Annotated in this window: 24 protein-coding genes; all 24 read left to right on the forward strand. The window is 46.4% G+C overall.

The features are described from left to right. Positions 1 to 665 precede the first annotated feature (665 nt). The 24 genes from F0251_RS00005 (at position 666) to flhA (ending at position 25,728) form a co-directional block, all read left to right on the forward strand. On the forward strand, positions 666 to 1,796 hold the full coding sequence (locus F0251_RS00005; RefSeq protein ID WP_171730068.1) for a flagellin: 1,131 nt from the start codon (positions 666 to 668) through the stop codon (positions 1,794 to 1,796). An 80-nt stretch (positions 1,797 to 1,876) separates the two neighbouring features. Continuing rightward, positions 1,877 to 2,302 (forward strand): flagellar protein FlaG, encoded by a 426-nt coding sequence (gene flaG / locus F0251_RS00010; RefSeq protein WP_171730069.1) that lies wholly within the window; start codon positions 1,877 to 1,879, stop codon positions 2,300 to 2,302. Between the two features lie 22 nt (positions 2,303 to 2,324). Next, a complete protein-coding gene (gene fliD / locus F0251_RS00015) occupies positions 2,325 to 4,352 on the forward strand; it encodes a flagellar filament capping protein FliD (protein WP_061033701.1) in 2,028 nt (675 codons plus the stop codon). A 3-nt stretch (positions 4,353 to 4,355) separates the two neighbouring features. Further along, positions 4,356 to 4,661, forward strand: a complete 306-nt coding sequence (locus F0251_RS00020; RefSeq protein ID WP_004739828.1) for a flagellar protein FliT — start codon at positions 4,356 to 4,358, stop codon at positions 4,659 to 4,661. A gap of 12 nt (positions 4,662 to 4,673) precedes the next feature. After that, positions 4,674 to 5,084, forward strand: a complete 411-nt coding sequence (gene fliS, locus F0251_RS00025; protein WP_008218262.1) for a flagellar export chaperone FliS — start codon at positions 4,674 to 4,676, stop codon at positions 5,082 to 5,084. Positions 5,085 to 5,313: 229 nt separating this feature from the next. Continuing rightward, positions 5,314 to 6,780: a sigma-54 dependent transcriptional regulator gene (locus tag F0251_RS00030; RefSeq protein WP_171730070.1), complete on the forward strand. Its 1,467-nt coding sequence runs from the start codon at positions 5,314 to 5,316 to the stop codon at positions 6,778 to 6,780. 184 nt (positions 6,781 to 6,964) lie between these two features. Further along, positions 6,965 to 8,005, forward strand: coding sequence for a PAS domain-containing sensor histidine kinase (locus F0251_RS00035; protein ID WP_004739832.1), 1,041 nt, complete (start codon positions 6,965 to 6,967; stop codon positions 8,003 to 8,005). Positions 8,006 to 8,038: 33 nt separating this feature from the next. Further along, positions 8,039 to 9,448 carry a sigma-54 dependent transcriptional regulator gene (locus tag F0251_RS00040; protein WP_105059164.1) on the forward strand — a complete coding sequence of 470 codons (1,410 nt, stop codon included), beginning with the start codon at positions 8,039 to 8,041 and terminating at the stop codon, positions 9,446 to 9,448. Positions 9,449 to 9,581: 133 nt separating this feature from the next. Further along, positions 9,582 to 9,893: a flagellar hook-basal body complex protein FliE gene (gene fliE, locus F0251_RS00045; protein ID WP_008218270.1), complete on the forward strand. Its 312-nt coding sequence runs from the start codon at positions 9,582 to 9,584 to the stop codon at positions 9,891 to 9,893. A 16-nt stretch (positions 9,894 to 9,909) separates the two neighbouring features. Further along, entirely contained in the window at positions 9,910 to 11,652 is a 1,743-nt protein-coding gene (gene fliF, locus F0251_RS00050; protein WP_061033697.1) for a flagellar basal-body MS-ring/collar protein FliF, read from the forward strand. Continuing rightward, complete coding sequence (gene fliG / locus F0251_RS00055; protein WP_008218275.1) at positions 11,645 to 12,706, forward strand: flagellar motor switch protein FliG; 1,062 nt, start codon at positions 11,645 to 11,647, stop codon at positions 12,704 to 12,706. The genes fliF and fliG overlap by 8 nt, the downstream gene beginning before the upstream one ends. A 124-nt stretch (positions 12,707 to 12,830) precedes the next feature. Next, positions 12,831 to 13,631, forward strand: coding sequence for a flagellar assembly protein FliH (gene fliH / locus F0251_RS00060; protein WP_061033696.1), 801 nt, complete (start codon positions 12,831 to 12,833; stop codon positions 13,629 to 13,631). After that, positions 13,631 to 14,950 carry a flagellar protein export ATPase FliI gene (gene fliI / locus F0251_RS00065; RefSeq protein WP_061033695.1) on the forward strand — a complete coding sequence of 440 codons (1,320 nt, stop codon included), beginning with the start codon at positions 13,631 to 13,633 and terminating at the stop codon, positions 14,948 to 14,950. The genes fliH and fliI overlap by 1 nt, the downstream gene beginning before the upstream one ends. 19 nt (positions 14,951 to 14,969) lie before the next feature. Next, on the forward strand, positions 14,970 to 15,407 hold the full coding sequence (gene fliJ, locus F0251_RS00070; protein ID WP_008218280.1) for a flagellar export protein FliJ: 438 nt from the start codon (positions 14,970 to 14,972) through the stop codon (positions 15,405 to 15,407). Between the two features lie 180 nt (positions 15,408 to 15,587). Next, positions 15,588 to 17,738: a flagellar hook-length control protein FliK gene (locus F0251_RS00075; RefSeq protein WP_171730071.1), complete on the forward strand. Its 2,151-nt coding sequence runs from the start codon at positions 15,588 to 15,590 to the stop codon at positions 17,736 to 17,738. 90 nt (positions 17,739 to 17,828) lie between these two features. Further along, positions 17,829 to 18,317 (forward strand): flagellar basal body-associated protein FliL, encoded by a 489-nt coding sequence (gene fliL, locus F0251_RS00080; RefSeq protein ID WP_004739848.1) that lies wholly within the window; start codon positions 17,829 to 17,831, stop codon positions 18,315 to 18,317. Positions 18,318 to 18,324: 7 nt separating this feature from the next. Next, positions 18,325 to 19,368 carry a flagellar motor switch protein FliM gene (fliM, locus tag F0251_RS00085; protein ID WP_004739850.1) on the forward strand — a complete coding sequence of 348 codons (1,044 nt, stop codon included), beginning with the start codon at positions 18,325 to 18,327 and terminating at the stop codon, positions 19,366 to 19,368. 29 nt (positions 19,369 to 19,397) lie between these two features. Then, positions 19,398 to 19,808 carry a flagellar motor switch protein FliN gene (gene fliN / locus F0251_RS00090; RefSeq protein WP_004739851.1) on the forward strand — a complete coding sequence of 137 codons (411 nt, stop codon included), beginning with the start codon at positions 19,398 to 19,400 and terminating at the stop codon, positions 19,806 to 19,808. Further along, entirely contained in the window at positions 19,808 to 20,248 is a 441-nt protein-coding gene (gene fliO, locus F0251_RS00095) for a flagellar biosynthetic protein FliO (RefSeq protein ID WP_171730072.1), read from the forward strand. The genes fliN and fliO overlap by 1 nt, the downstream gene beginning before the upstream one ends. Beyond that, positions 20,235 to 21,164: a flagellar type III secretion system pore protein FliP gene (fliP, locus tag F0251_RS00100; protein WP_171730073.1), complete on the forward strand. Its 930-nt coding sequence runs from the start codon at positions 20,235 to 20,237 to the stop codon at positions 21,162 to 21,164. The genes fliO and fliP overlap by 14 nt, the downstream gene beginning before the upstream one ends. 12 nt (positions 21,165 to 21,176) lie before the next feature. Then, on the forward strand, positions 21,177 to 21,446 hold the full coding sequence (fliQ, locus tag F0251_RS00105; RefSeq protein ID WP_004739854.1) for a flagellar biosynthesis protein FliQ: 270 nt from the start codon (positions 21,177 to 21,179) through the stop codon (positions 21,444 to 21,446). A 6-nt stretch (positions 21,447 to 21,452) separates the two neighbouring features. Then, on the forward strand, positions 21,453 to 22,235 hold the full coding sequence (gene fliR, locus F0251_RS00110; RefSeq protein ID WP_004739855.1) for a flagellar biosynthetic protein FliR: 783 nt from the start codon (positions 21,453 to 21,455) through the stop codon (positions 22,233 to 22,235). Between the two features lie 9 nt (positions 22,236 to 22,244). Next, positions 22,245 to 23,375: a flagellar biosynthesis protein FlhB gene (gene flhB, locus F0251_RS00115; RefSeq protein WP_061033691.1), complete on the forward strand. Its 1,131-nt coding sequence runs from the start codon at positions 22,245 to 22,247 to the stop codon at positions 23,373 to 23,375. Positions 23,376 to 23,628: 253 nt separating this feature from the next. Then, on the forward strand, positions 23,629 to 25,728 hold the full coding sequence (flhA, locus tag F0251_RS00120) for a flagellar biosynthesis protein FlhA (protein ID WP_061033690.1): 2,100 nt from the start codon (positions 23,629 to 23,631) through the stop codon (positions 25,726 to 25,728). The last annotated feature ends 15 nt before the right edge of the window (positions 25,729 to 25,743 follow it).

A 25,743-nucleotide genomic window follows, 5' to 3' on the forward strand; every position in this document is an offset into this window, starting at 1 on the left:
CCTTTCTCAAGCTTCAAGCTCGATTCTTGCTCAAGCGAAGCAAGCGCCGAACTCGGCACTTAGCCTACTAGGTTAATCGATTAAAAAGCCACGTTGACTATAAGCGTTGTTGAGACAAAACGTTAACGTAAGGCCTCCACAAATTAGCTCGTGGTGAGAGATGAGCGCTAAACAAACCCAGCTTCGGCTGGGTTTTTGCTTTTCTGAGAATGGCAAAAATGTGTAGGGGAATTGCTAAGTAGGATGTGGAATACAAGCGAGATTTCCTATCATGGTCGTCCTTCTTGTAGGGAATGACGGATTAGCCTATCAATCTTCCGACATTATTCCGTCATCCCAGAATCGAGTAGAACGAGATATCAGGGATCTGCTTTGGCTTTTTATGTGCAATTCCGTACTTATAAATGAGTGAAGACAGGAAACTTTAGCGCATATCGGTCGATTAATTGAATGGCGATCACACTTTTCTTTGTTATTGAAAATAATGCGAAAAAAAACACATTTTTTATTAAAGCTTCTAATTAAGGCGCCGTTAAAGGGATTGAGAGAAATGATATGTACCAATGTAAGGTGAGAGAGACAGTGGTGCGTAAACAAATTGATATGTATTTATGTGAGGTGAGAGTCACATGGGTACATTAAAAAATGCCTAAAGGAGATCAACTATGGCGATTAATGTAAGCACTAACGTGTCTGCAATGACGGCTCAGCGTTACCTAAATAACGCGGCTGAAGGTACTCAAAAATCAATGGAGCGTTTGTCTTCTGGCTATAAAATCAATAGCGCAAAAGATGATGCTGCAGGCTTACAAATCTCTAACCGCTTAACGTCGCAAAGCCGTGGCCTAGATATGGCTGTGAAAAACGCAAATGACGGTATCTCTATTGCACAAACAGCTGAAGGTGCGATGAATGAGTCAACCAACATTCTGCAACGTATGCGTGACCTTTCTCTTCAATCTGCAAACGGTTCAAACAGCAAGTCTGAGCGTGTTGCTATCCAAGAAGAAGTATCTGCTCTAAACACAGAACTTAACCGTATCGCTGAAACAACCTCTTTTGGTGGTAACAAGCTTCTTAACGGTACTTACGGTAGCCAATCTTTCCAAATCGGTGCTGACTCAGGTGAAGCGGTAATGCTTTCTATGAGCAACATGCGTACTGACACTCAAGACATGGGTGGTAAGAGCTACGGTGTTACTGAAGGTAAAGATGCATCTTGGCGTGTAGGTGCTGGTGCTGACCTGACTATCAAATACAACGATAAGTTCGGTGAATCTCAAGAGCTATCTATCTCTGCTAAAGAAGGCAACGATATCGAAGAGCTAGCAACTTACATCAACGGTCAAAGCCAAGACGTTAAAGCGTCTGTAGGTGAAGGCGGTAAACTACAACTTTTCGCTTCTAGCCAAAAAGTTGAAGGTGATGTTGAGTTTGGTGGCAGCCTTGCAAGTGAGCTAGGTATTGGCGCAGGCAAAGATGTAACCGTAAATGACATCGACGTAACATCAGTTGCGGGTGCAAACGAAGCGGTATCTATCATCGATGGCGCTCTAAAATCTGTAGATAGCCAACGTGCATCTCTTGGTGCTTTCCAAAACCGTTTTGACCACGCAATCAGCAACTTAGAAAACATCAACGAAAACGTTAATGCGTCTAAGAGCCGTATCAAAGATACCGATTACGCGAAAGAAACAACAGCAATGACGAAGTCTCAAATCCTACAACAGGCGAGTACTTCTATCCTAGCTCAAGCAAAACAATCACCATCAGCAGCTTTAAGCTTATTGGGCTAAACTTACCTCGGTAAGTAGCGGTAAACTCCGCTTTACGTGGAGTTTTACTGTTGGCTCATGAAGGATGGAGGGAGAGTGTTATGGAAATACCATCTAACGCATCGAACATCCAGCCTTATGGCTCACCTAATGGCATTAAAATTGCAGGCGATGAAGGTAGTAGTGCGTCGAGCATTTCACGGCTGAAAGAAGCAACCTCTTATGGCAAGGTAGAGAAATCGAAAGAAGAAGCTACCGAAGCAGCGATTCAATTAGCTCAAGAGAGAAAAGAGCTAAATGATGAAGAGCGAGTCAAGATGGTGGAGAAGGTAAACGAGTTTATCTCCTCTCTTAACAAGGGGGTTGCCTTTAAGGTCGATGAAGAATCGGGAAGGGATGTGGTGACTATTTATGAAACCACAACCGGCGATATTATTCGTCAGATACCCGATGAAGAAATGCTTGAAATTCTAAGACGCCTAGCAGCCCAAAACTCGAATAGTAGAATATTTGAGGTGAAGGTCTAAGTCGTATTATTGAGGTGGTTTAATGAGTTTTGGCCCAATGGGGATTTCGTCTGGCATGGATATCAATTCCATGGTCAGCAAAATTGTGGATTCGGAGCGTGTACCTAAACAGCAACGAATCGACAATGAAAGAGCGCGAATCGATACCAGCATTAGTGCCTATGGAAGACTCAGAGAATCTCTCGATTCGATGAAAAACCTGATGACAAACTTTCGTCAGGAAAAAGCTTTCGCTGTACGTACAGTAGAAAGTACTGATGAAGCGCTTGTTTCTGCAACCGCGACTACTGAAGCGATCGCTGGCAAATACGCCATCGATGTGTTGCAGCTTGCCCAGAGTCATAAAGTAGCGTCAGATGTTCTATCTGATGACATGAAATTTGGCCCAGGTAAGCTGCAGGTTTCGCTTGGTGATGATAGCTTTGATGTGCAAGTTGGCGATAGATCAAAGCTAATCGATGTTGTTCGCAGCATCAACGGTGCAGATAGAAACCCAGGCGTTCGCGCATCTATTATCAATGATGTCGAAGGCCCACGGCTTATTGTCGCCTCCAACCAATCTGGTGCCGATCAACAAATTAGTATCAGTGTCGACTCTGATGCGTCAAATCCTCTAAAAAAACTCGAATACAAAACCCTTGAAGAACGTGTTGAAGCGCTAGAGAAAGCTCGTATTGCCGCTCAAGACGTACTTGGTCTTACACCTGCTGGAAAAGCCGTTGATCTTATCGATGAGGCTATCTCTGACGATGTCCCGAAAGCCGATGAAGCTGTCGACGAAGACGGCAATATCATTCCAGGTTCTCAAGCGGACTCAACGTCTCCTGCAGAAGATGGCTCTCAAAGCCTTAGCTTCGGTGAACAAGCCGCTGCAGATGGCCAAGCTGCCCTAGATGCAGCTCAGGCGGCAAAATCTGTCATGCCTGAAGACAATATCCCAGGTTGGACGGAAACGGCTTCTGGCACGCTGTTAGATTCTTATTACACACCAGAACTTGAGCTTGACGAAAAAGCGATCGAGAAGGCGCCTGATGTTCCTGGTTGGTCAAACACGGCCTCAGGTACCTTGACTGATTCATATGTGACACCGAAAGAAGCCCAGCAAAAGCTAGAGGCAGAGCAAGCACGTATCGAAGAGAAGATCGCTCAAGAAAAAGCGGATCTGGCCAAGAAAGTAGAAAACGGTGAATTGACCGCAGAGCAAGCAAAAAATATCGAGCGTGCCAAATTAGAGCCTGAAGAGCGAGAGCGCTTAGAGAAAGTCGACAAGGCGCAAGCTGATTTGGCGCTTGCTCAACAATCTTTTGATAGTTACAGCGGCATGACCGAAGTCCAAGCTGGTCAAGATTCAATGGTGGTACTGGATGGTGTCGCTCAGCTCTCTAGTAATAACAATGTGATTGAAGATGCCGTTGAAGGCATTGATATTACGGTGAAAGGAAAGACGCCAAAAGACAAGCCGCCAGCAGAAATTGGAGTTGAGTACGACCGTAATAGTGTTCGTCAAGACATCGAAGCCTTTGTGAATTCTTACAACCAGTTTTACCAAGTGTCTAAAAACTTGGCGGGTGTCGATCCTGCGACTGGACAAAAAGGCCCACTTTCTGGTGACAGCACGGTCCGTAACGCAGACTCACGATTGAAAGGAGTATTCTCTTCAAGCATCGAAGGGGCGCCAGAGAACCTTAAGTCTTTAACAGAGTTTGGTATCACGACCACTAGGCAAGGCTCGTTAGAGATCAACTACGACATGCTCGACCGACAGCTAAACAATAACTTTGATAAGCTGGGCGAGTTTTTTGGCGGCAACAATGGCTTTGCTAAAAAAGTCGAAGATGCGATTCAGGGTATCACTGGTATTACTGGTTCAATTCGTACTCGAGAAAAGAGTCTGGTTGAGCAAAACTACCGCTTAGCAGACGACCAAAACGCCTTAGATCGCCGTATGGACAGTCTTGAGAGTCGTACTCACTCTAAGTTCACCGCCATGCAAGATGCAACCAGTAAGATGCAGTCTCAGCTTGGTAGCATGATGAATGCGTTGGGTTAATAGATGACCAGTCAGCTTCAAGAGCTTTGTGAACTAGATCAATTAATTATCTCTAAGCTCGAATTTAGTGAAATTAATGCTGAAGAAATAGCGACGCTTGTCGATAACAGAGAACAGTTATTGCAAAACGTGCTTCAATTCATCGATTCACACCCTGACGTTAAGCAAAGTTCGGAGTGGTTTGAAGCCATTTCGAGAACAAGAAAATTAGTCGAATTGATGCAGTCTGAAACTGGACGGGTAGGGAAAACCCTGCACAAGTACCGACATGGTGCCAAGTCAGTTCAACAATACAAAAAGTTTTTATAGAAGAGGTTTACTATGCGCGGTTCTTTACAGGCATATAAAAAGGTATCAGTGGATAGTCAGCTAACGGCTGCCTCACCGCATAAGATTGTGCAAATGCTAATGGCCGGCGCTATCGAGCGTTTAATCCAAGGTAAAGCGGCAATGCAAGCGGGCAATATCCCGGTGAAAGGTGAGCGACTTGGTAAGGCTCTAGACATCATTATTAGCCTTCGTAGCTGCCTTTCTATGGACGATGGTGGTGATATTGCGAAAAACCTAGATCAACTTTATGAGTTCATGATCACGCAAATTTCTGCGGCAAATCACAAAAATGACCCACAGCCTATTGATGATGTTATCGATATTATCCGCGAAATTAAGAGCGCTTGGGACCAAATTCCGAATGAATATCACAACTTGACGTCTGCTGAAGTCGGTATTTAAAGAAAAATTGCAGTTTTAACTAACCTTAGATCCTCTAATTGGTTGGTTGCCTTATTTTTTTAATCAAATAAAATAGAAGCCATTAGATAGCCTAATGGCTTTTTTTCGTTGCTGATTTCATAAATTTGTCCTCGTAAACCATAATCATAGATAGAATTCTTAATTTTATGGAATACGTTGCTCACCGTTTTTCCGCATCGCACCAAAATAAAGGCAATAATTCCTACTTATGCAAGGTTTGGCAAAACTGCTTGTGGTCGACGATAACGCTCAAGATCGTCACAATTTAAGCACAATATTAGAGTTTGTAGGAGAGAGCTGCGAAGTAATCAGCTCTGAACAAGCGCGCAAAGTCGACTGGTCACTACAGTGGGCTGGTTGCATTATTGGCTCAATAAAAGGTAAAGGCTTCAACGCATTACTGAATGATAAGCTTGTTCACGCGAATCACATCCCTCTACTTGTGATTGGCAAAAACAACCACCCGGTTGACGAGCTCACCAATTTTGTTGGTGAACTCGAGCTGCCTCTTAACTATCCCCAATTAAGTGATGCATTAAGACACTGTAAAGATTTCTTAGGACGCAAAGGTGTTCAGGTTGTCTCTTCAGCCCGTAAGAACACGCTGTTTCGCAGTCTGGTGGGTCAAAGTGCTGGCATTCAAGAAGTACGTCACTTGATTGAACAAGTTTCCTCTACCGAAGCCAACGTACTGATTCTCGGTGAGTCTGGTACCGGTAAAGAGGTGGTTGCTCGTAACATTCATTACCATTCAAAACGTCGCGCTGGTCCTTTTGTTCCAGTGAACTGTGGTGCAATCCCACCAGATTTGCTGGAGAGTGAACTTTTCGGTCATGAGAAGGGCGCATTCACAGGTGCAATTACGGCACGTAAAGGACGTTTTGAGCTAGCTGAAGGTGGCACACTATTTCTTGATGAAATTGGCGATATGCCAATGGCGATGCAGGTTAAGTTGCTACGCGTACTACAAGAGCGATGCTTTGAACGTGTAGGTGGCAATTGCACTATCCAGGCGAATGTTCGAGTAATTGCGGCTACACACCGTAACCTTGAAGATATGATCGACGATGATTCATTCCGTGAAGATCTTTATTACCGCTTGAATGTATTCCCGATTGAAATGCCGGCATTACAAGAGCGTAAAGAAGATATCCCTCTACTACTTCAAGAGCTTATGACGAGAATGGAAGCGGAAGGCAGTATGCCTATCTGCTTTACGCCTCGCGCGATTAACTCTTTGATGGAGCACGATTGGCCAGGTAACGTACGTGAATTGGCGAACTTAGTGGAGCGCATGGTTATTCTCTATCCGAATAGCTTAGTGGACGTAAACCATCTGCCAACTAAGTATCGGTACAGTGACATCCCTGAATTTCAACCAGAGTTTAATAGCTTTGTTTCTGAGGAAGAGCAAGAGCGTGACGCTTTAGCTGACCTGTTCTCGGAAGATTTCAGCTTCGATCAGCAAGATGATATGACTGATAATGCGAATGCACCTCAGGAATTACCACCGGAAGGTGTGAACCTGAAAGAGCTGCTCGCTGATATGGAAGTGAATATGATCAATCAAGCCTTGGAAGCTCAAGGCGGTATTGTTGCTCGAGCGGCAGACATGTTAGGCATGCGCAGAACCACTCTGGTTGAGAAAATGCGTAAATACAATCTGCAGCGTTAGTGTTCTGCTTTTCGAAAAACGGAAAAACACACACGAAATTTTTAGCTAATCGTTCATTTTAGCTAAGCGATAAGATAAACCATAGTCGAGTTGTTGCTTGCTTAACTATGTGATAAATATAGCAAATAGCCTGACTCGTTTTGTGCGTGTCAGGCTGTTTTAGTATTTGAGGCAAATTTTTGACATGCACGTATCTAACGAACCAGAAAATCAATCACACCTAGATTCTGTTGAGCAACAGGTTGAGCGCTATAAGCAAGTGCTCGATGTTATGCCTGCTGGTGTCATCTTGTTAGATACCCATGGTGAAGTAAGAGAAGCAAACCCCGAAGCGCACCGCATTCTTGGCGTCGAGTTGGTTGGAGAGAAGTGGTTTTCTGTTATCCAAAGTGCTTTTGATCCCAAAGACGATGATGGTCATGAGATCTCATTAAAGAACGGTCGAAAGGTACGTTTGGCGATTTCTGCTTCGACTACGGGTCAGCTAATTTTGATTACCGATCTGACCGAGACGCGTTTGCTGCAATCACGAGTTAGTGATCTCCAGCGTCTGTCGTCATTAGGTAGAATGGTGGCGTCACTTGCTCATCAGGTTCGTACACCGCTCTCTAGTGCAATGTTGTATGCGTCAAACCTTGCCGCACCGAATCTACCACCGGCAACGAAGACACGTTTTCAATCTAAGCTTATGGATAGACTTCATGACTTAGAGAAGCAAGTTAATGACATGCTGCTGTTTGCTAAGGGCGGCGATAATAAGGTGGTGAAGCCTTTTACTGTGGCTGAATTGATCACAGAATTTCAGCCAATGGTCGAAGCAGCGTTGAAATCGAACCAAATTGATTACTGCCAAGAAGTGGAAGGCGAACAGACTCAAATGTTCGGCAATGCCAACGCGATTGCCTCTGCTTTAAGTAATCTGGTTTTGAACGCGGTTCAAATTGCCGGCAAAGAATCACAGATAGATGTATTTTTTAGGCCGGTAAACGGCGAGCTTAAGATATCAGTACAAGACAGTGGTCCCGGCGTACCGAAAGAGCTTCAAGGTAAAATCATGGAACCATTCTTTACCACTCGCTCGCAAGGGACAGGCTTAGGCTTGGCGGTTGTACAAATGGTATGTCGAGCACATGAAGGTCGACTGGAATTGATATCAGAAGAAGGTGATGGCGCATGCTTTACCATGTGCTTGCCACTAGAAAGAAGCGCTTCTACTGAAGACTAATAAGTTTTAACTGAATTTACACTGGAGAATCCTATGGCTCAAAGCAAAGTGTTAATCGTCGAAGATGATGAAGGTCTACGCGAGGCCCTTGTCGATACACTCGCGCTTGCTGGCTATGAATGGCTAGAAGCAGATTGCGCAGAAGATGCTCTGGTCAAACTAAAATCGAACTCCGTTGATATCGTTGTCTCTGACGTTCAGATGGCAGGCATGGGCGGCTTAGCGCTGTTAAGAAACATCAAGCAGCACTGGCCAAATCTCCCTGTATTGTTGATGACAGCTTATGCCAACATCGAAGACGCCGTCGCTGCAATGAAAGAGGGCGCTATCGACTATATGGCAAAGCCATTTGCGCCAGAAGTACTGCTAAACATGGTGAGCCGTTATGCTCCCGTAAAATCGGACGACAATGGTGATGCCATCGTTGCTGATGAAAAAAGCATCAAGCTAATGATGCTGGCCGATAAAGTGGCAAAAACGGACGCCAATGTCATGGTTTTGGGCCCGAGCGGCTCTGGTAAAGAGGTGATGTCGCGTTACATCCATAACGCCTCAAACCGTAAAGATGGTCCGTTCGTCGCGATTAATTGTGCGGCAATTCCTGACAATATGTTGGAAGCGACTCTATTTGGATATGAGAAAGGTGCATTTACTGGCGCTATTCAGGCGTGTCCAGGTAAGTTTGAACAAGCTCAAGGCGGTACAATTTTACTCGATGAGATCAGTGAAATGGATCTTGGCCTGCAAGCTAAGTTGTTGCGTGTGCTGCAAGAGCGTGAAGTTGAGCGTTTAGGTAGCCGTAAGAGCATTAAACTTGATGTTCGTGTACTCGCGACCAGTAACCGAGATCTAAAACAGTATGTGTCTGAGGGTAATTTCCGTGAAGACTTGTACTACCGTTTGAATGTTTTCCCAATTTCTTGGCCTCCACTGTGTGAACGTAAAGGTGATATTGAGCCTTTGGCGAAGCACTTAGTTGAGCGCCACTGTACCAAACTGGGTATGCCAGTTCCGGTCATGTCACCTCAAGCGATCAGCAAACTCGTCAATTATCCGTGGCCGGGTAATGTACGTGAACTTGATAATGTCGTGCAGCGCGCGTTGATTCTGAGCGAAGAAGAAAAAATTTCTGGTGAGCATATCCTACTTGAAGGGGTGGATTGGCAAGACGCTAGTGGCCTACAGCAGATTGTGGAAGGTAGCGATGTGGCAACACCAGATATCAAGCCTATTGCGGAAGCAAACCCAATCAACAAAATCGCTTCAAGCAGTGAAGGACTGGGGAATGAGCTTAGAGATCAAGAGTATGCGATCATCCTTGAAACTTTGATCGCATGTAACGGCCGACGTAAAGATATGGCTGAGAAACTCGGTATTAGCCCTCGCACATTGCGCTATAAGTTAGCAAAAATGCGCGATGCTGGAATAGATATCCCAAACTAAGCACAGATTAGTAGTGTCAGCTTTCTGACTAGTGTAATACGATATCTAGTCGTTTTTAGGTATGGCACGCTAATTGCTCTGTCAATAATACAGCAAAATAGATAGTCATAAATTTGACTCCTTGAGGTAGTAAATGAGAATAGATGGTTTACAAGGCGAAATGCAGGCAATGATGGTTGAAGCTGCGAGCGCGCGTCCTGCTGCGACAGGGCAAGCGGTTGGTGCAGACTTCGGCAACATGCTGACGCAAGCCATCAACAATGTGAACTCATTGCAAAAGACCTCAGGGGATCTTCAAACTCGTTTTGATAGCGGTGACCAAAGTGTGTCGCTGTCTGATGTGATGATTGCTCGTAATAAATCTAGTGTGGCCTTTGAAGCGACAATCCAAATTAGAAATAAGTTGGTTGAGTCGTACAAAGAGCTGATGAATATGCCGGTATAAGTTGGGTAGTTAAGTAGTGGCAGATAATAGTCAAACAACAGATTTAACCGTGAGCGATGGTAACGACCACGCACTCATTGCGGGTGCTGAGCTGGACGGAGAAGGGCAAAACCCGGATCTAGGTGAACGTAGTTCATCTAAATTTGATATGGCCGTAGGTGACCTCGATTTACTTCGTCAGGTCGTCTTAGTGCTGTCTATCTCAATCTGTGTCGCGCTTATTGTGATGCTGTTTTTCTGGGTTAAAGAGCCAGAAATGCGTCCATTAGGGGCTTATGAAACCGAAGAGTTGATCCCAGTTCTGGATTACTTAGATCAGCAAAAGATCGAGTACTCGCTTGAGGGTAATACCATCTCGGTGCCAGCAAGTGAATATAACTCCCTGAAGCTTAATATGGTTCGCGCTGGTTTGAACCAAGAGCGAAACGCAGGTGATGACATCCTCATGCAAGACATGGGTTTTGGTGTATCACAACGTTTAGAGCAAGAACGCCTCAAATTAAGCCGCGAAAGACAGCTTGCGAAAGCCATTGAGCAGATGAAGCAGGTGCGTAAAGCGCAGGTTTTATTGGCGCTGCCGAAGCAAAGTGTTTTTGTTCGTCATAATCAAGAAGCCTCTGCCTCTGTATTCCTAACCCTCAAAACGGGTACTAACCTTAAGCAGCAAGAGGTTGACTCTGTTGTCGATATGGTGGCGAGTGCCGTTCCGGGAATGAAAACGTCGCGTATTACCGTGACTGATCAACATGGCCGACTGCTGAGCTCCGGCTCTCAAGACCCTATGTCAGCGGCGCGCCGCAAAGAGCACGAGCTAGAGCGTAATCAAGAGCAAGCACTGCGTGAGAAAATTGACTCTATCCTTATTCCTATTCTTGGATTTGGAAACTACACGGCTCAGGTTGATATTCAGCTCGACTTCAGCGCAGTAGAACAAACCAGAAAACGTTTTGATCCGAACACTCCGGCAACGCGAAGCGAATACACCTTAGAAGATTACAATAACGGCAACACTGTCGCGGGTATTCCGGGTGCGCTGAGTAACCAGCCTCCATCAGATGCGTCTATCCCTCAGGATGTCGCTCAGATGAAAGATGGCGCGATGACAGGCCAGGGCTCGGTTCATAAAGAAGCAACTCGAAACTTCGAATTAGACACCACCATCAGTCATGAGCGTAAGCAGACTGGCACGGTGAACCGTCAAACGGTATCGGTCGCGATTAAAGATCGTCAATCCATCAACCCAGATACCGGTGAAGTGGTGCACACGCCAATTCCAGCCAGTGAAATCAACGCGATCCGCCAAGTGCTGATTGGTACGGTCGGTTTTGATGAAAGCCGCGGTGACTTATTGAATGTATTAAGCATGCAGTTCGCACCACAAATCACAGATGTGGTTCCTGATGTGCCTATCTGGGAGCACCCTAACTTCAATGATTGGGTACGTTGGTTTGCGAGCGCATTGGTTATTATTGTTGTGGTATTAGTCCTTGTTCGCCCAGCAATGAAGAAACTGCTTAACCCAGCTGCAGACAACGATGAACAGATGTACGGCCCTGATGGCATGCCAATTGGTGCCGATGGGGAGACCAGCCTAATTGGTGGTGATATTGAAGGTGGCGAGCTGTTTGAATTTGGTTCAAGCATCGACTTACCAAACCTTCATAAAGATGAAGACGTGCTGAAAGCAGTACGTGCACTTGTAGCGAATGAACCAGAGCTAGCAGCTCAAGTAGTTAAGAATTGGATGGCAGATGGCTAACGAAATTGTTCCACAACAAGCTGAAGGCGGTGAAGTGCTTGATGTCGCGAGTGTGGATATCGCCTCTATTTCAGGTGATGAGCGCGCAGCGATCTTGTTGTTGAGTTTAAACGAAGAAGATGCGGCGGGTATTATTCGCCACCTAGAACCTAAGCAGGTTCAACGTGTGGGTAGTGCCATGGCGCGTGCAACGGATTTATCACAAGAGAAGGTAGGCGCAGTGCACCGTGCTTTCTTGGATGATATTCAGAAGTACACCAACATCGGTATGGGCAGTGAAGACTTCATGCGTAATGCGCTGGTGGCTGCTCTGGGTGAAGACAAGGCTAATAACCTTGTTGACCAAATCCTTTTAGGAACAGGTTCAAAAGGCTTGGATTCTCTTAAGTGGATGGACCCTCGTCAGGTGGCAAGTATCATCATCAACGAGCACCCGCAGATTCAAACCATCGTGTTGTCTTACCTAGAAGCCGATCAGTCTGCTGAGATTTTGTCCCAGTTCCCTGAGCGTGTACGTCTAGATTTGATGATGCGTATTGCTAACCTTGAAGAAGTTCAACCTTCGGCGCTTGCTGAGCTGAACGAAATCATGGAGAAACAGTTCGCGGGTCAAGCTGGTGCGCAAGCGGCCAAAATTGGCGGCCTGAAAGCAGCGGCAGAGATCATGAACTACATGGACAACAACGTAGAAGGTGTCTTGATGGATCAAATCCGCGATCAAGACGAAGACATGGCAACGCAGATTCAAGATCTTATGTTTGTCTTTGAAAACCTTATTGAAGTGGATGACCAAGGCGTTCAGAAACTGTTACGTGACGTACCACAAGACGTTCTACAGAAAGCACTTAAAGGTGCTGATGAAGGCCTGCGTGAGAAGATCTTCAAGAACATGTCTAAACGTGCTGCCGATATGATGAGAGACGATATTGAGGCGATGCCGCCAGTGAAAGTCTCTGACGTAGAAGCGGCTCAGAAAGAAATTTTGGGTATTGCGAGGAAGATGGCCGACAGTGGCGAGATTATGCTGTCTGGTGGCGCCGACGAGTTCCTTTAATACAGAAACCTCAAAAGCCCCACACCGTTGGGGCTTTTCTTTGTCCAACCTCGAACCACAGATTAATTACAGTTTAGCTGTTTGAATTTAAAACAGTTGGACTCACTCATAGATAGGTACTGATATGTCAGGTGATAGAAAACGCGGCTTCCTTCGCCCTGAAGAAGATAATACGGTTGCCCAACCTCAGAAATGGGGGCTGCCTGACTACACCTCTGATGTGAGTAAACAAGCTAAAGAAACGGCGTTTAACTACGACCCAGGTTGGATGCCGACAGTTGAAGAAGCTATTGAAGATGAAGAGCTTGTTCTGACCGAAGAGCAAATCGAGCTGATCAAGCAAGGCGCTTACCAAGAAGGTCTGCATCAAGGTCAGGAAGCTGGCTTCAAGCAAGGTTATGAAAAAGGCAAAGAAGAAGGTTTTGCCGCAGGCCACGCAGAAGGCAATGAAGCTGGTAAGCTCGAAGGTGTCACCGCAGGTCAAGAATATATTCAACAACAAGTGGCTATTTTCATGGGGCTCGCGAACCAGTTTGCTCAACCTTTGGAGCTGATGAATGCTCAGGTTGAAAAGCAGCTGGTGGACATGGTGCTGACCATGGTTAAAGAAGTGGTGCACGTTGAAGTTCAGACCAATCCACAAATCATCCTAGATACCGTGAAAGAGTCAGTAGAGTCGCTGCCGATCTCTGGTCACGCTATTACCTTGAAGCTTAACCCGGAAGACGTCACGATCATTCGCTCTGCGTATGGTGATACGGAACTGGACTGCCGCAATTGGACATTGGTTTCAGAGCCTGCGCTCAACCGTGGCGATGTACAAATTGAAGCGGGTGAATCGAGTGTGAATTATCGAATGGAAGAGCGTGTGAAGAACGTTATCCAGAGCTTCTGTGGTGCTAACCGCCATCAAGGTCATGCGTAATGCTTGAGTTAGCGAATCGTCTCAGCCAATACAAAGTCGAAGGGCTAAAATCACGTCCCGTTGCCTCTGGTAAGTTGGTACGGGTAGTCGGACTAACCCTTGAAGCAACTGGCTGTAAAGCCCCAATTGGTAGCTTGTGCTTAGTTGAAACCATGTCTGGTCAGATGGAAGCTGAAGTCGTTGGCTTCTCTGGTGATAACTTATTTCTGATGCCGAGTGAACAAATCACAGGGATCTTACCAGGTGCTCGTGTCACCCCTATGACTTCTGAAAGCGGCATTCCTGTTGGGATGGAACTGCTTGGCCGTGTTATCGACGGTGTGGGCAACCCATTGGATGGGCTTGGTCCTATCTATACTGAGCAACGCGCATCATTCAGTGCCGAACCGATTAACCCTTTAGCTCGTAAGCCGATCTCTGAGCCGCTTGATGTTGGCTTAAAGGCGATTAACGGCCTACTGACGGTAGGTAAAGGGCAACGTATCGGTCTGTTCGCAGGTTCTGGTGTTGGTAAATCCGTAACACTAGGCATGATGACTCGAGGTACCACAGCGCAAGTGGTTGTGGTGGGCCTGATTGGTGAGCGTGGACGTGAAGTAAAAGAATTTATTGAAGAGATTCTTGGTGAGGACGGCCGTAAGCGATCGGTTGTGGTTGCTGCGCCTGCCGATTCATCACCATTAATGCGATTAAAAGGCTGTCAAACGGCGTTAACGGTAGCTGAATACTTCCGCGACCAAGGTTTAGATGTTCTGCTCCTGATGGACTCACTGACCCGTTTTGCACAGGCTCAGCGTGAAATCGCACTATCTGTTGGCGAGCCGCCAGCAACCAAAGGTTATCCGCCATCGGTATTTGCTAAGTTGCCAGCACTGGTTGAGCGTGCGGGTAACGGCAATGATGAGCAAGGTTCAATCACCGCTTTCTTTACCGTACTAACCGAAGGTGATGATCTACAAGACCCAATCGCCGATGCCTCACGAGCGATTCTCGATGGCCACGTTGTATTGTCACGTGAAATGGCCGATGCGGGTCATTATCCTGCGATTGACGTTGAGAAGTCCGTCAGCCGTGTGATGCCTCAAATCACCACCGAAGAACATGTGTTGATGTCGAAAGCGGTAAGACAAGTGCTTTCTATCTGCCGTAAGAACCAAGACTTGGTGTCGATTGGTGCTTACAAGCCGGGTACCGACCCTGCGATTGATAGCGCCTTCACCTTGAAGCCGAAGTTGGATGAGTACTTACAGCAGAAGATGAAAGAAACGGTTCCTTACGATATGTGCGTCAACATGTTGAAGCATGTGTTGGGTGGCTAACGGGTGATTAAGGTTAGTCATGGATAACGCATTAGAGTTTCTTCTCGACCAAGCAAAAGACCAAGAAAACCAAGCAGTATTAGCGCTCAACAAAGCTAATGCGGAGCTGCAAGGTTATTACGAACAGGTCGCACAGATTGAAAAGTATCGACTGGATTATTGCCAGCAACTTGTCGATAGAGGCAAGGCTGGATTAACGGCCAGCCAATATGGGCATTTGAATCGCTTTTTAACTCAATTGGATGAAACGCTTTCTAAACAGCGAGAAGCGGAGCATCACTTTAAAAATCAGGTCGATAACTGTCAGAACTACTGGATGGAACTGCGTAAGAAACGTAAATCCTATGAGTGGTTGATGGAGAAGAAGCAGAAAGAAAAAGCCAAATTGCAGGATCAAAGAGAACAAAAGCAGATGGATGAGTTTTCGACTTTGCTCTATAGCCGAAAGAAGATGTGATCCTGAGCCACGAATCCTATTGGCGCTGTTCATATGGTGATTAGCCGAGATTTCTAGGCATGTTTCTTGCTCTGTTTTATATAAAATTGCGCCTTGTGCCTGCCAAAGGTATGAAAAGCATCCGACTTTCTTTTTGTTACCTGTTTATGGTGACAAAGCTAGTAGATAGAGCTTGTATATATGAACGTTAGTCCTTCTTCAAATTCAGCGACCAACACAACGTCTTCGTTGTTGGACACCGGTTCTGCCGCTTCAAAGGTGGAGGAAAACGGAGACTCAAAAGGTTTCTTTGAATCTTTTAAAGAAGCGCTCGGCTTTGAAGAAAGTGGTAGCAAAGCAACGGTAAAAGACGCAGACAGCACTACAAAATCTGATGCTAAACAAGCCTCTACGGAAAGTGAAGCTTCAGATGAAGCAAAGAAAACGAACTCAACAGCTGAGACTACGGATGAGTCAAGCCAAGCTCAAAGTAAGCAAGTAGCTTCAGAAGTTGAAGGTGAGCAAGCCACAGACAAAACTCCTGTAGAGGTTGTCTCTAGTTCAGAATCACAACTCAAAGCGAATTCAACCGATGATGCTGCTATCGCAAACAAGGCGGGTGAGAAAGATGAGTTGGCTAACAACAACGGCTCTAAGGAACAGACAGCTCAACCTCAAGGCCAAGCTTCATCAGCGGTAAACGAATCGACCCAAGCATCGCAAGCGGCGGCTGTGATGAATGAAGGAAACAAGTTATTAGGTCAGTTGGATGAGGCAAATAAAACGCTGAATCAGACACCAAACGGCAAAGCCTTGCCACAACAGTCTCAGTTAGAACAGGCTCAGGTCGACCAAGCTCAAGGTAATACTCCAGGAGCTTCTGTTGCAGGTTTCTCTGCTGCAGGTGAAGCGGGTAAGCAACTCCAGCAAACCCACTCAGCGAATCAAGGTAGTACGCTAGAAGTGGACTCTGAAATTGCTGTGCTTACTGGCGGGAAAGGCGTCTCGCAACTGACAGATGATGAAATTCGCCAGTTGATGGATAAAGGCGTTACTCCCGAGCAGATTGAAGCAAGTATGAGCCGAGAGATCAGCCAGAAAAATGCGGCACAAGCAGAAGTTGCAGGGCAAAGCCAAGCACTGTCTCCAGCGGATATTGAGCTGGCAAAACAGGTAGATGCGCACACCAAAGCGCTCAATCAACTAAGTGCTCAGATTGAGTCAAAACAGTCCGTTGTTGATGGTTTACTGCAGAAGCAGCAAAGTGGCACTAAGTTGACAACTGATGAGCAAGCGATGTTGGCTAAAACGACCGCTGAGTTAGACGTTTTGGATAAACAACTCGCAAACGTTCAGCAACAAGCAACGGCTTTACTGAGTCAAGCTCCGGGCGCAAACAGCGCCTTAGTTGAGCCTGTTACGATTGATTGGGATAATACAGATTCAAATGAAGCCAAAGCCTTAGCAGCTGCAGCTTCAACAGCAGCGGTTGCGACGGCTGCGCAGCAAACTACGGCGCAAGCGGCAGCGCAATCGACGAGTAACGCGGCTGCCACTCATGCAGCGACGGATAAAGCGGCAATGCTGCACGCTAATAATACGCATATAGCCCAACAGGTAGCGGCTCAACAAGCTAATGTCGCAGCACAACAGCCACAAGCTGCGTTGGATCCTGCGTTAACCGCGCAAGGTGTGGCGCTGAATGCAGCACCTGCCGCGACGAAAGCGGGTTCAACAGATATGTTACTTAAGGCTGGTGCTGGTGCGGCTACTCTTTCTGGCCTCGGTAAAGCGGGTGCTAAGGAAGACTCGAAAGACACCACGTTTGCTCAGCAGATCGCTTCTGCGGCTGGTGTACAAGGTGCAGCGAACGCAGGCTCGGCACCAACACGCGCCGAGATTCAAGCCGCTCAACAGGCACCGTTGCAGCTGACTAAAGAGCTAGCAAACGAACAGGTCGCTGAAAAGGTACAAATGATGATGTCTAAAAACCTTAAGAACTTAGACATTCGACTTGACCCACCAGAGTTAGGTCAAATGAAGATCCGTATGACAATGAATAATGACGTGGCGAACGTGCACTTTACGGTGAATAGTCAACAGGCGAGGGATGTGATTGAACAAACCTTACCTCGATTGAGAGAGATGCTTGCTCAACAGGGTATGCAGCTTGCCGATTCATCCGTTCAACAGCAAAGCTCAGGTCAGGGACAAGACAGATACAACAGTGGTGAGCAACAATCAGGCTCTAACCGCACAAATGATACGCAAGGTGATGAAAACCTTGATAGTGGCAGCAATCTTGAATTGAATGTCGCATCAAAGCGTGATGGAATTAGTTATTATGCCTAATATCAGGCTGAGCACACTTAATTGATAGATAGAACCAGCTGATAGACAGAACCGTCAGTTAATCGAAAGAACAGGAAGTTAGAGTAAAATATGGCAGAAGTACAAGATGCACCTAAAGGAAAGAGTAAGCTCCTTATTATCATTATAGCGGTTGTTGTTTTACTGCTTGGTATTGGTGGTGCGCTGTTCTTTTTCTTAGGCTCCGATGATAGTGCCTCAGAATCTCAGTCTCAGCCAGCCACTGCTGTGGTTGCAGCAGAGCCTGTTATGTATGTGAACATCCCTCAGCCCTTCTTGTTCAATGTAACAGGTGATAAAAAAGATCGCCTAGTTCAGATAAAAGCACAACTGATGGTGCGTGGTAGCAAAAATGAAGACCTGGCACGTTACCACTCTCCACTAGTAGAGAGCACATTGCTCGCAACGTTCGCTTCGGCAACGGTTGACCAACTTCGCTCACCAACAGGGCGAGTGGAACTGCGTGATAAAGCGACAGAAGATATTAAAGCAAGTCTGGCTCAAGCTGTTGGCCAGCCTGTGATTGAAAAAGTGTTATTCACTGACTTCGTAATTCAATAGGTAATTTGTGACCGATTTATTAAGCCAAGACGAAATTGATGCGCTGTTACACGGCGTTGACGATGTTGAAGAAGTTGAAGATGTCTTAGAGACCGACAATGACAGTGCGGTCAATTTTGACTTCTCCTCTCAAGATCGAATCGTCCGTGGTCGAATGCCGACCCTTGAACTTATTAACGAGCGTTTCGCACGTCATATGCGAATTAGTTTGTTTAATATGTTGCGTAAAACGGCTGAAGTGTCGATCAACGGTGTACAGATGATGAAATTTGGTGAATACCAAAACACCCTGTACGTGCCAACCAGTTTAAACATGGTGCGTTTCCGTCCGCTTAAGGGTACGGCGCTGATCACCATGGAAGCACGTCTTGTTTTCATTCTTGTAGAAAACTTCTTTGGTGGCGATGGACGATTCCACGCCAAGATTGAAGGCCGTGAATTTACGCCAACGGAAAGACGTATTATCCAGCTACTGCTGAAGATTGTATTTGAAGATTACAAAGAAGCTTGGTCACCAGTAATGGGGGTTGAGTTTGAATATTTGGATTCTGAAGTGAACCCGAGTATGGCGAACATTGTGAGCCCAACCGAAGTGATCGTAGTGAGCTCATTCCATATTGAAGTGGATGGCGGCGGTGGTGACTTCCACGTGGTCATGCCTTACTCCATGGTTGAGCCGATCCGTGAGCTGCTTGATGCGGGTGTTCAATCTGACAAAATGGAAACCGATGTTCGTTGGAGCACAGCACTGCGTGATGAAATCATGGACGTGCCGGTTAACTTCCGCGTTAACCTTCTAGAGCAAGATATCTCACTACGTGACTTAATGGAGCTGCGCCCTGGTGATGTCATTCCAATGAACATGCCTGAGCACGCGACCATGTTCGTAGAAGAGCTACCGACCTACCGTGTAAAGATGGGTCGCTCGGGTGAAAAACTCGCGGTACAGATTTCTGAAAAAATTCAAAGACCTCATGTGGTCAAAACTGATCTCGCCTTTCTGGGTAAAGACTTAATGTCCGAACTAGAAAATAGCGATGATAACGAATAGCAAAATAGATAAAAGTATAGGAATTGGTAATGGAACCTAGTGAAGATCAAAAGCTAGCAGACGAATGGGCTGCAGCACTTGGTGAAGACCCTTCTGCACCGTCAATTGATGTTGATGACGTGTTGGCGGCACCACTTGATGAGCTAACTGATTCATCGTCTCCGATTTCTGAAGACGAGCGCCGTAAGCTGGATACCATTATGGATATCCCAGTCACGATTTCTATGGAAGTGGGTCGCTCTCAGATCAGCATTCGCAACCTTCTGCAATTGAACCAAGGTTCGGTTGTTGAGCTAGACCGTATTGCTGGTGAGTCACTGGATGTGATGGTTAATGGTACTCTGATTGCTCATGGCGAAGTTGTTGTGGTGAACGATAAGTTTGGTATTCGTTTGACCGATGTAATTAGCCAAACAGAACGTATTAAGAAGCTACGTTAATGCGCTTATCGTCTCTAAGGTTGACGAACTTTCCTCAAGGGTTGAAGAGCTTATCTCGAGCAATAGTCGGAATGGGGCTACTCTCAATTCCTTCTGTTGCCTTTGCTGCGACGCCGCCTTCTCTTGATTTAGCGACCACTTTTGGGTCGCTAATTTTCGTTATAGCCTTCATTTTATTTATTGCTTGGTTGCTTAAGCGCATGCAAGTGCCAGCGATGTCCAATCAACAAGGTTTGGCGATTGTTAGGCAAATCCCTGTTGGCACAAAAGAGCGTATCGCTATTGTGCAAGCGGGCGATGAACAGTTCTTGGTGGGCATTACCACCCAATCTATTCAGCTGATCTCTAAGCTTGATAAACCTCTTACTCAGGAGATGCTGGAAAAAAGTACATTCTCAAGTCAGCTTTCCCAGCTCATGAAAAAAGATGCAAACAAATAACGGACTTTTGAACTCATCTTACTTTTGCCAAGCCGGAGCTTTCCGAGCGGTGAAGGTGCTGCTGGTTCAGCTAACTCTTCTCTGTACCCTTTTGTTTAGTGTGTCGGTATTTGCACAGGCTGAAGACGGCACTGTTATTCCTGCCAACACTGCGGGTTCAGAGTCGGTCACCATCAGCACGATGGAACAAGACCAAGCCAAATCGACCACCATGACCACCGGCAGTTTGACTGGGAATGGGGGCGGCATTCCCGCTTTCACCATGACGACCAATGCTAACGGTGGTGAAGACTACTCGATAAACCTGCAAATTCTTGCGTTGATGACCATGCTTGGCTTCTTGCCGGCAATGGTTATTTTGATGACTTCGTTCACCCGTATTGTGGTGGTGATGTCTATCCTGCGTCAGGCAATGGGTCTGCAGCAAACACCATCGAACCAAGTTATCATCGGTATCGCGATATTCTTGACCTTCTTCATCATGTCACCGGTGATCAATCAGGTGAATGAGCAAGCGGTTCAACCTTATCTGAATGAACAGATCACGGCACGACAAGCATTTGATGTTGCTCAAGGGCCGATCAAATCATTCATGCTAAAACAGACTCGAATCAAAGATTTAGAGACTTTTGTTGAGATCTCCGGTTCGGAAGTGACCAACCCTGAAGACGTTTCAATGGCGGTGCTGATTCCTGCATTTATCACCTCCGAGCTCAAAACCGCCTTCCAGATTGGTTTTATGCTGTTCTTGCCGTTTTTGATCATCGACTTAGTGGTGGCGTCGGTATTGATGGCGATGGGTATGATGATGTTGTCACCAATGATTGTATCTTTGCCGTTCAAGTTAATGCTGTTTGTTCTTGTTGATGGTTGGAACTTGATACTCTCCACACTCGCCGGCAGTTTTGCCTTGTAGCTGGGGGAAATCATGAATCCTGAAATATTCGTAGAGTTGTTCCGAGATGCGCTTTGGATGGTGCTAATCATGGTTTGTGCCATCATTATTCCCAGCTTGCTGATCGGTTTGGTGGTGGCTATCTTCCAAGCAGCGACCTCGATCAACGAACAAACATTGAGTTTCCTGCCGCGTTTGATTGTGACCTTATTGGCCTTGATGCTGTTTGCGCACTGGATGACTCAGATGATGATGGAGTTCTTCTTTGAGCTCATCGAACGTTTACCTCAAGTTCTGTATTAAACCGATATGGAATACCCAACGAGCCTTGTACTAGAGTGGTTAGCCAATTATTTTTGGCCTTACACTCGCATCTCAGCAATGCTGATGGTGATGACGGTCACCGGTGCACGTTTTGTGTCGCCGCGTATTCGTTTGTATTTAGGTTTAGCAATCACCTTCGCAGTGATGCCTGCGATTCCCGCGGTTCCAAAAGAGATTGAACTGCTCTCTTTCCAAGGCTTCCTAACTGTCTTTGAGCAAATTGTGATTGGTGTGGCGATGGGTTTTGTCACTCAGTTCATGATTCAAACTTTTGTAATGCTCGGTCAAATCCTTGGTATGCAATCGAGCTTGGGTTTCGCCTCTATGGTCGACCCGGCAAACGGCCAGAACACGCCTGTATTGGGGCAGCTCTTCATGCTACTTGCGACCATGTTCTTCTTGGCGACCGATGGTCATTTGAAGATGTTGCAGCTGGTGGTATTCAGTTTTAAAACTCTGCCGATTGGCAGTGGATCTCTGACTTCGGTCGATTTTCGCGAGCTAGCATTATGGCTCGGCATTATGTTCAAAGCGGCATTGGCGATGTCGCTGTCGGGAATTATCGCGCTGCTGACGATAAACCTATCATTCGGTGTAATGACACGTGCTGCGCCTCAGCTAAATATCTTTTCTTTGGGTTTTGCATTTGCGCTACTCGTGGGTCTGTTACTTTGTTGGTACATCCTTGGCGGCTTGTATAGTCATTATGAGCTATTTTGGATGCAAGGCGAGCAACAGATATGTCGTCTAATCCGGTTAGATTGCTAGGAGACTGAAATGGCAGAGTCAGACGGTCAAGAACGCACAGAAGACGCCACGCCCAGACGCTTGCAACAGGCCAAAGAGAAAGGGCAGGTTGCAAGGTCAAAAGAGCTGGCGTCAGCATCGGTATTAATTGTCGGTGCCGTTGCACTAATGTGGTTTGGTGAATCGATGGCGAAGGCGCTGTTCGAGGCCATGCAACGCCTGTTCTCTTTGAGCCGCGACGAAATCTTTGATACCAACAAGCTGCTGGAAATCGCTGGCGGCTCGTTGGTGAACTTGCTGTTTCCACTGTTCTTAATCCTGGTCACCTTGTTTGTTGCTGCTGTTATTGGCGCGGCAGGGGTTGGTGGTATTAACTTTTCGATGCAAGCTGCGATGCCAAAGGCGTCAAAGCTCAATCCACTCAGTGGAATCAAGCGAATGTTTGGCCTACAAAGCTGGGTCGAACTGATTAAATCGATTTTGAAAGTTGCGCTGGTATCGGGGATGGCGGTTTATCTGATTCAAGCCTCTCAACATGACTTAATGCAGCTGAGCATGGATGTCTATCCGCAGAATATCTTTCACGCCTTGGATATCTTGCTTAACTTTATTCTCTTGATCAGTTGTTCTCTACTGATTGTGGTGGCCATTGATATACCATTCCAGATCTGGCAACACGCCGATCAATTAAAGATGACTAAGCAAGAAGTGAAAGACGAATTCAAAGACACCGAAGGTAAGCCTGAAGTGAAAGGTCGAATTCGTATGTTGCAAAGAGAAGCGGCTCAGCGTCGTATGATGGCAGATGTGCCTCAAGCGGATGTGATTGTCACCAACCCAGAGCACTTCTCGGTGGCTTTGCGCTATAAGCAAAATCAAGATAAAGCACCCATTGTGGTCGCCAAGGGTGTAGATCACATGGCGATGAAGATCCGTGAAATTGCCCGTGAAAATGATATCTATATTGTTCCAGCACCACCGTTGGCGAGGGCGCTTTATCACACTACAGAGCTTGAACAACAAATTCCTGACGGTCTGTTTACCGCCGTAGCTCAAGTGCTTGCATATGTGTTCCAGCTAAAACAGTATCGAAAACGCGGTGGCGAGAGGCCAAAACTGCAAGATTCTAATATGCCGATCCCACCTGATTTACGTCATTAGATCAATTACTTGAGCTCAGCCCTATGAAGCTTGATAATAGGGAGATTAATTAGCTTCTGTTAACCAACAAAGCGCTGATAATTTGACGTTAGATATTGGTACAGTGTTTGCTATATCAATCCCGAACATCATAAGCCGATCATGGTAAACCTGATCACTATAAACCTTGTTGCTAAAACGTTGGCAACATAGCTTAGCCCTGAGCCCGATTTACTTGGCGAGAGGCGACAACATAGCGAAACTATCTAGATTTATGAAATTCTCCCTGCCTTTTGCGGACAAGCTACCAAAAATCCCTAACCGTGCCATGCCTGCAATTGGTGCGCCCGTTATGGTACTTGCCACGCTGGCGATGGTGGTGTTGCCAATTCCTGCATTTTTGCTGGATATGTTCTTCACCTTCAATATCGCACTCGCTATGGTTGTGTTACTGGTGTCGGTTTACACACGAAGACCTTTAGACTTCGCCGCTTTCCCAACTGTCCTTCTGATTGCAACTCTGCTTCGATTAGCCTTGAACGTTGCTTCTACTCGTGTGGTTCTACTGCATGGTCACGAAGGTGGTGATGCGGCGGGTAACGTGATTGAGGCCTTCGGTAACGTGGTTATCGGTGGTAACTACGCGGTTGGTTTAGTGGTGTTTTTGATCCTGATGATCATCAACTTCATGGTTGTTACCAAAGGTGCAGGGCGTATCTCGGAAGTAAGTGCGCGTTTTACCTTGGATGCGTTACCGGGCAAACAAATGGCAATCGATGCCGATTTGAATGCGGGTTTGATCGATCAAGATCAGGCGCGTCTGCGACGTTTTGAAGTAACCAAAGAGGCCGATTTCTACGGTTCGATGGATGGTGCTTCGAAGTTCGTTAAAGGTGATGCGATAGCGGGTATTTTGATCCTGTTCATCAACATCATTGGTGGCTTGAGTATCGGTATGGCTCAATTTGGTTTGGGTTTCGGTGAGGCTATCGAAATCTACACCCTACTGACTATCGGTGATGGTCTGGTTGCACAAATTCCATCTTTATTACTGTCGATCGCTGCAGCGATGATGGTAACGCGTCAAAATACCGATGAAGACATGGGCCAGCAGCTCATCTTCCAGATGTTCGACAATCCAAAAGCCTTGATGATCACTGCGGCGATTCTCGGTGTGATGGGTATTGTTCCGGGCATGCCACACTTCTCGTTCTTGAGCCTGGCTGCAATTGCTGGTGGTGCGGCTTATTACATCGATAAGAAACAGAAGAAGAAGGCATTGGAGCCGAACCTCCCTGCGGCTGTTGAAGCCAGTGGCGAGACGGGTTCACAAAAAGAGCTCTCTTGGGATGACGTTCAACCTGTTGATATTATTGGCCTAGAAGTAGGCTACCGCTTGATTCCTCTGGTAGATAGGGACCAAGGCGGCGAACTACTAGAGCGCGTAAAAGGCGTGCGTAAGAAGTTGTCTCAAGATTTCGGCTTCTTGATCCCTGCAGTACACATTCGCGACAACCTAGAGCTGACACCAAACAGCTACCGAATCACCTTAATGGGTGTTGCGGTAGGTGAGGCTGAGATAAAGCCTGATATGGAACTCGCGATTAACCCGGGCCAAGTGTACGGGATGATCGACGGTGAGCCGACTATCGATCCGGCATTTGGTCTCGAAGCGGTATGGATTCGTGAAGAGCAACGTGAACACGCTCAGGCTCTTGGTTACACCGTAGTTGACTCGTCGACCGTACTAGCAACCCACCTCAGCCAACTGCTTACTAACAATGCGTCGCAGCTTATTGGTCATGAAGAGGTTCAGAATCTACTTGAGATGCTTAGCCGCTCAACACCTAAGTTGGTTGAAGGGTTTGTACCGGATCAACTGCAGCTTGGTGTGGTAGTGAAAGTGCTACAAAATCTGCTTAATGAAGCCATTCCAATCCGTGATATCCGAACCATAGTCCAAACTTTGTCGGAGTACTCGAGCAAGAGTCAAGAACCTGACATATTAACGGCGGCAGTTCGCATCTCATTGAAACGACTAATTGTTCAGGAAATCAATGGGATAGAGCCGGAATTGCCTGTAATAACCCTAATTCCTGAGCTGGAACAAATCTTGCATCAAACCATGCAGGCATCCGGCGGAGAATCTGCTGGTATTGAACCTGGTTTAGCGGAACGTTTACAGACCTCTCTTAGCCAAGCGACTCAAGAGCAAGAGCTGAAAGGGGAGCCAGCAGTGTTACTGACTTCAGGCGTGTTGCGTTCGACTCTAGCTAAATTCGTGAAGAACACGATCCCAAGCTTAAGAGTACTGTCATACCAAGAAATACCGGATGAAAAGCAGATACGTATAGTACAAGCTGTTGGTAATTAAGCCGCCTAATTAGAA

It is taken from the genome of Vibrio sp. 070316B, assembly GCF_013114115.1.
Taxonomy (GTDB): domain Bacteria; phylum Pseudomonadota; class Gammaproteobacteria; order Enterobacterales; family Vibrionaceae; genus Vibrio; species Vibrio chagasii_B.

What these genes read in the sequence shown, in the direction of transcription:
- F0251_RS00005 (WP_171730068.1), top strand. Translation starts at nt 666, where the DNA reads ATGGCGATTAATGTAAGCACTAACGTGTCTGCAATGACGGCTCAGCGT.
- flaG (WP_171730069.1), top strand. Translation starts at nt 1,877, where the DNA reads ATGGAAATACCATCTAACGCATCGAACATCCAGCCTTATGGCTCACCT.
- fliD (WP_061033701.1), top strand. Translation starts at nt 2,325, where the DNA reads ATGAGTTTTGGCCCAATGGGGATTTCGTCTGGCATGGATATCAATTCC.
- F0251_RS00020 (WP_004739828.1), top strand. Translation starts at nt 4,356, where the DNA reads ATGACCAGTCAGCTTCAAGAGCTTTGTGAACTAGATCAATTAATTATC.
- fliS (WP_008218262.1), top strand. Translation starts at nt 4,674, where the DNA reads ATGCGCGGTTCTTTACAGGCATATAAAAAGGTATCAGTGGATAGTCAG.
- F0251_RS00030 (WP_171730070.1), top strand. Translation starts at nt 5,314, where the DNA reads ATGCAAGGTTTGGCAAAACTGCTTGTGGTCGACGATAACGCTCAAGAT.
- F0251_RS00035 (WP_004739832.1), top strand. Translation starts at nt 6,965, where the DNA reads ATGCACGTATCTAACGAACCAGAAAATCAATCACACCTAGATTCTGTT.
- F0251_RS00040 (WP_105059164.1), top strand. Translation starts at nt 8,039, where the DNA reads ATGGCTCAAAGCAAAGTGTTAATCGTCGAAGATGATGAAGGTCTACGC.
- fliE (WP_008218270.1), top strand. Translation starts at nt 9,582, where the DNA reads ATGAGAATAGATGGTTTACAAGGCGAAATGCAGGCAATGATGGTTGAA.
- fliG (WP_008218275.1), top strand. Translation starts at nt 11,645, where the DNA reads ATGGCTAACGAAATTGTTCCACAACAAGCTGAAGGCGGTGAAGTGCTT.
- fliH (WP_061033696.1), top strand. Translation starts at nt 12,831, where the DNA reads ATGTCAGGTGATAGAAAACGCGGCTTCCTTCGCCCTGAAGAAGATAAT.
- fliI (WP_061033695.1), top strand. Translation starts at nt 13,631, where the DNA reads ATGCTTGAGTTAGCGAATCGTCTCAGCCAATACAAAGTCGAAGGGCTA.
- fliJ (WP_008218280.1), top strand. Translation starts at nt 14,970, where the DNA reads ATGGATAACGCATTAGAGTTTCTTCTCGACCAAGCAAAAGACCAAGAA.
- F0251_RS00075 (WP_171730071.1), top strand. Translation starts at nt 15,588, where the DNA reads ATGAACGTTAGTCCTTCTTCAAATTCAGCGACCAACACAACGTCTTCG.
- fliL (WP_004739848.1), top strand. Translation starts at nt 17,829, where the DNA reads ATGGCAGAAGTACAAGATGCACCTAAAGGAAAGAGTAAGCTCCTTATT.
- fliN (WP_004739851.1), top strand. Translation starts at nt 19,398, where the DNA reads ATGGAACCTAGTGAAGATCAAAAGCTAGCAGACGAATGGGCTGCAGCA.
- fliO (WP_171730072.1), top strand. Translation starts at nt 19,808, where the DNA reads ATGCGCTTATCGTCTCTAAGGTTGACGAACTTTCCTCAAGGGTTGAAG.
- fliP (WP_171730073.1), top strand. Translation starts at nt 20,235, where the DNA reads ATGCAAACAAATAACGGACTTTTGAACTCATCTTACTTTTGCCAAGCC.
- fliQ (WP_004739854.1), top strand. Translation starts at nt 21,177, where the DNA reads ATGAATCCTGAAATATTCGTAGAGTTGTTCCGAGATGCGCTTTGGATG.
- fliR (WP_004739855.1), top strand. Translation starts at nt 21,453, where the DNA reads ATGGAATACCCAACGAGCCTTGTACTAGAGTGGTTAGCCAATTATTTT.
- flhB (WP_061033691.1), top strand. Translation starts at nt 22,245, where the DNA reads ATGGCAGAGTCAGACGGTCAAGAACGCACAGAAGACGCCACGCCCAGA.
- flhA (WP_061033690.1), top strand. Translation starts at nt 23,629, where the DNA reads ATGAAATTCTCCCTGCCTTTTGCGGACAAGCTACCAAAAATCCCTAAC.